Genomic DNA, 4,539 nt, shown 5'->3' on the forward strand with positions numbered 1-4,539 from the left:
TGGGCCGCCACGCAGACGGTCACCTTGGCCGTTCCTGGCATGACCTGCGCGACTTGTCCTATCACCATTAAAAAGGCCTTGAGCAAGGTCGACGGTGTTAGCAAGACCGAGGTCGACTTCTCAACCAAGCTTGCCGTCGTAACGTTTGACGATGCGAAGACCAACGTCCAGGCGCTTAGCAAGGCGACGACGGATGTAGGCTACCCATCTGAGCTGAAGAAGTAAGGCAACAAATAACGGCAGCATCGCTAGAACCACGGCAGAGATGCCGCTCAGGCGATTCTGCCGGTCGTCATCGCGTGAGCAGCCTGTAAACGACCCACGGAGCCTGTTCCCTGAAGCGCACAACCGATTCAGTGACCGAGGCGTCGTACTAGTTGGCTTGGGCACAACGGATAAAAGAGAGAGCGGAATGCAAGAGTTAAACGAAGTTGGTTTGAGCGTGGCGGGAATGACTTGCCCAAGTTGTACAAGGCACGTTGAGGACGCGCTGCTGGCGGTCCCCGGCGTAACGCGAGCGGCTGTCGATTATCCATCGAACAAGGCGCAAGTCACAGGCAATAGGCTTGACGTGTCCGCGCTCGTAGCAGCAGTGGGCGCCCTTGGTTACGGTGCTACGCCTACAGACGAATTTGAAAGCAAAGAGCGCAGTGTTGAACAGCCAGGACTCCTTGGCAAAGCCGCCCAGTGGCTGAGCGGCGAGCGCGCGGTGGAGAAACCGGCAGGTCAGCTGCATGTGGCGATCATCGGTACTGGCGGCGCCGCTGTGGCAGCAGCGCTGAAGGCAGCTGAAAACGGTGCCCGTGTCACCCTGATCGAGCGGGGAACTATCGGCGGCACCTGCGTCAACGTGGGCTGCGTCCCTTCTAAGATCATGATTCGGGCAGCGCATATCGCTCATCTGCGACGCGAAAGTCCTTTTGACGTGGGACTGTCGGCAACGCCCCCAGTTGTCCTGCGTGACCGTCTGCTGGCGCAACAGCAGGCCCGTGTGGACGAGCTGCGTCATGCTAAATATGAAAGCATCCTCGAAAGCAATCCGTCGATCAATCTGGTGCGAGGCAGCGCCCGATTCAAGGATGGCCAAACGCTTATCGTGGAAGCGGCAGAAGGTGACACTCGCGAAGTGGCCTTCGATCGCTGTCTCATTGCCACTGGTGCAAGCGCTGCCATCCCGCCGTTGCCTGGTCTTGCAGGAACGCCATATTGGACGTCCACCGAAGCCCTGGTTAGCGAAGCCATTCCTAAACGGCTGGCAGTAATTGGCGCCTCGGTCGTAGCACTGGAACTGGCACAAGCGTTTGCGCGCTTGGGCAGCGAGGTGACGGTCCTGGCCCGGCGCACCTTGTTTGCCAGTGACGACCCTGCCATTGGCGAGGCCGTGACTGCAGCTTTCCGTGCGGAAGGCATCACGGTGCTGACACAGACGCAGGCGAGTGCCGTGACCTATTGCGACCGCCAATTCATCCTGACGACCGCGCAGGGCGAGTTAAAGGTGGATCAATTGCTTGTTGCCACCGGCCGCACGCCAAATACCGCAAGCCTGAATCTCGAGCGCGCAGGTGTGACGTTTGACTCGCAACATCGCATCCTGATCGATCAAGGCATGCGCACGAGTGCTTCGAACATTTACGCAGCTGGCGACTGCACTGACCAGCCTCAGTACGTCTACGTTGCAGCCGCGGCTGGTACCCGGGCTGGCATTAATATGACCGGCGGCGACGTAAAGCTCGATCTCGACGCCATGCCGGCAGTCGTGTTCACCGATCCGCAAGTTGCCACGGTAGGCTACAGTGAAGCAGAGGCCCAGCGCATTGGTCTGCAAACCGAAAGCCGTACGCTCACGCTCGACAATGTGCCGCGTGCACTCGCCAACTTCGATACCCGCGGCTTTATCAAGCTTGTTGCTGAGGCAGGGTCCGGACGCATTCTCGGAGTCCAGGCTGTGACACCGGAAGCAGGCGAAATCATCCAGACTGCCGCGATTGCCATCCGGGCCCGCATGACCGTCCAGGATCTGGCTAACCAGCTTTTCCCTTACCTCACCATGGTTGAAGGTCTCAAACTGGTGGCACAGACTTTTTCGAAGGATGTGACACAGCTATCGTGCTGTGCCGGCTAAACCTTGGGCACCAAAACAGGGACAGAGGAGTTTTTATGTTTTGTGACATCAGACTTAAATTACGCCGTGTACGCGCGTGCTTGACGATCGTACTGGCAAGTACCGCAACGTTAGGCATGCCAAACCAAGCGTTGGCGGCTTATGATTTTTCTAAGCTCGGCGCCGCGATTGAAACATTGTCGCCAGAGACCGTCAGTGATTGGGAAAAGAAGGCCAGGGCTGGCGATGCCATGGCTCAGAACATCATGGGTCTTGCGTACAAATGCGGTATGGGCGTAAAGCAAAACCACGCGGCATCGATCCAGTGGTTCCGCAGGGCGGCCGAGCAGGGTGAAGCCGATGCACAGTTCAACCTCGGGCGCCTCTACGGAAGTGAAGTCGACGGTATGTATAAGAATGGGCGTGCGGCTCCTGCCAACGATGCAGAGGCTTTCAAGTGGTACCGCCTCGCTGCCGAGCAGGGACACACGCAGGCTCAAGTCAGGCTGGCCCAGCTGTTTGCAAAGGGTCTTACCGACATCGCGCCCGACCAGGTGCAGGCATACCAGTGGATGAGTCTGGCCGCAGCGTCGGGAGAACCGACAGCAGCAAAAGTCGTTGCAGACTATGCAGCTCAAATGAAGCCCGAACAGTTACAGCAAGCCCAGCTGCTGGCCGAGGAATGGCAACGCCGGCAAGGCACAAAGTAATTCGTCTTTTTTAAGCGCAGGACGTAACCGCCGAGTAAGGTTTATCTCGGTTGATCGCTGCCCGATATAACAGGTGGAAAATGGACAAGACTATTTATTCCAAAAAGATTGCCGAAAGCCTTTCATCTGGCAATCATCCTAAAGAGTTCGCAACGCTCTTTGTCGCGCTGCTCCGACAGCTAGCGATGGGGGGACCTGTATCACGCGAAAAGCTCGCCGGCGCACTCGGATGGTCTGGAGCGAGAGTTGCAACGGTACTTGAGCAGGCACCTGGTACGGAATATGACGACGAGGCCAATATCATTGGACTGGGGCTGACACTACGTGAAACCTCTCACGTTTTTGAGGTGGATGGCCGTCATTTGTACACATGGTGTGCGCTGGACACCTTGATGTTTCCCGCCTTGACCGGCAAGATTGCCCGTGTCACTTCCCGCTGCGCCGCCACCGGTAGGCCGATCACTCTCACCGTTGCACCAGAAGCAGTGCTTCATGTCGAACCGGCAGAAGCAATGGTTTCACTGCGAACTCCGGATACTTCGCCCGACATTCGTTGTTCGTTTTGCTGTCATGTGCATTTCTTTGCGTCTCCGTCTATTGCAAATTCGTGGGCTTCGACCCACCAAGGGATTGAGGTCGTGCCTGTCGAGAGTGCGTTCGACCTTGGTCATGATGTCGCGCTTAAGCTGCTAGAGGACTGCGAGGAAAGCCCAGTATGAATGCGTACTCGATATCGAAGCTGGCTGATGATGCTTGCGTCAGCGTGCATGTCGTGCGCGACTACATGATACGCGGCTTGTTGCACCCTGCTCGGCGAACCGAAAGTGGCTAGAACATTTTCGATGACAAAACACTCGGAAGGCTGCGGTTTCTCCGCGCAGCCTTCGAGTCCGGAATTGGGCTCGACGAACTGGCGCGACTTTGCAAAGCATTGGACGCAGACGATAGCGAAAGCCTGGACCGATGCGTCGAGCGCGTGCGATGGAAGATCGACGTGCGTCGAACAGTTTTGACTGTCGTCGAGGCCTCTTTGAATGAAATGGCGGCCGGTGCAGCTACTTGAGGTCCGGCCGGTAAAAGCGTTGGAATTAGCCACTTCGTATATAATATATTGATTAATATAGCTTTTTCGATGAATGTTTGACTAAAGCCTTTATCGCGACAGTGACTCCTGAAGCTGCTTAAACTGCCCCTGAATCACCGCTTTTTCCTGAAGAATCAACTTGTTCTCATCGGACAGAACTTCCGCTCTATTCTGAGAGGCTTTCAGATCCGTTTTGGTGACCTCTAATGCTTGGGATAGTACGGCCACCTGCTTATCGGCATCTGCTTTCTGGCTTGCGAGTGCGGCAATATTATCCGCCAATTGTTTGCTTTCATGCTTCCGCTCCCGGTTTTTTGCCGAGGCGTCGTTAAGTTGATGCTCCAAGTTCTGGATATCGGCCACTTGCCTATCCAAGGTGCTTTTGTGCATCGCATTGGCCTGTTCGAGCTCATGCGTTTGTCGTTGTAATTGCGCATTAGTGTCTATCAGCTCGGACGCTCTTGACTCGGCTTGGATGAGCCGGTTTTGCAGGTCTTGAATCTGGTCTTTCAGGCCCCGGTTAACCATCTGGAATTGCTCGCGCTCCTGCTGCCGGTCTTCGGCGGTGCGTTGCTGGTAGGGGGCACCTCAGAAAACGGAAAATAAAGCACGCTAAGCTGTGGAAGCCCCTGCCAAGCTCGTTC

At 56.1% G+C, this 4,539-nt stretch carries 5 protein-coding genes and 1 pseudogene; 5 read left to right on the forward strand and 1 reads right to left on the reverse strand.

Annotated elements, in window-relative coordinates; all coding sequences use genetic code 11:
* The 5 genes and pseudogenes from merP to merD all read left to right on the forward strand — a co-directional run.
* Nucleotides 1–225: mercury resistance system periplasmic binding protein MerP (gene merP, locus N5J73_RS23955; protein ID WP_279941370.1), on the forward strand; the 225-nt coding region annotated here is incomplete at its 5' end.
* A gap of 187 nt (nt 226–412) precedes the next feature.
* Nucleotides 413–2,122: a mercury(II) reductase gene (merA, locus tag N5J73_RS23960; protein ID WP_011405608.1), complete on the forward strand. Its 1,710-nt coding sequence runs from the start codon at nt 413–415 to the stop codon at nt 2,120–2,122.
* 35 nt (nt 2,123–2,157) lie between these two features.
* Nucleotides 2,158–2,811 carry a phenylmercury resistance protein MerG gene (merG, locus tag N5J73_RS23965; RefSeq protein ID WP_011405609.1) on the forward strand — a complete coding sequence of 218 codons (654 nt, stop codon included), beginning with the start codon at nt 2,158–2,160 and terminating at the stop codon, nt 2,809–2,811.
* An 80-nt stretch (nt 2,812–2,891) separates the two neighbouring features.
* The gene (gene merB / locus N5J73_RS23970; protein ID WP_011405610.1) at nt 2,892–3,530 is read left to right on the forward strand and encodes an organomercurial lyase MerB; all 639 of its coding nucleotides are present in this window, start codon (nt 2,892–2,894) and stop codon (nt 3,528–3,530) included.
* Nucleotides 3,527–3,874, forward strand: a pseudogene (gene merD / locus N5J73_RS23975) (mercuric resistance transcriptional repressor MerD). Before merB ends, merD begins: the two are co-directional and overlap by 4 nt.
* A gap of 90 nt (nt 3,875–3,964) precedes the next feature.
* On the opposite strand, the gene N5J73_RS23980 reads toward merD, so the two are convergent.
* Nucleotides 3,965–4,423, reverse strand: coding sequence for a hypothetical protein (locus N5J73_RS23980; RefSeq protein ID WP_011405611.1), 459 nt, complete (start codon nt 4,421–4,423; stop codon nt 3,965–3,967).
* Nucleotides 4,424–4,539 lie beyond the last annotated feature (116 nt).

It is taken from the genome of Stenotrophomonas sp. GD03654 (assembly GCF_029845105.1).
Taxonomy (GTDB): domain Bacteria; phylum Pseudomonadota; class Gammaproteobacteria; order Xanthomonadales; family Xanthomonadaceae; genus Stenotrophomonas; species Stenotrophomonas africana.

Coding starts and splice junctions, on each gene's coding strand:
- merA (WP_011405608.1), top strand. CDS start 413: ATGCAAGAGTTAAACGAAGTTGGTTTGAGCGTGGCGGGAATGACTTGC.
- merG (WP_011405609.1), top strand. CDS start 2,158: ATGTTTTGTGACATCAGACTTAAATTACGCCGTGTACGCGCGTGCTTG.
- merB (WP_011405610.1), top strand. CDS start 2,892: ATGGACAAGACTATTTATTCCAAAAAGATTGCCGAAAGCCTTTCATCT.
- N5J73_RS23980 (WP_011405611.1), bottom strand. CDS start 4,423: ATGGTTAACCGGGGCCTGAAAGACCAGATTCAAGACCTGCAAAACCGG.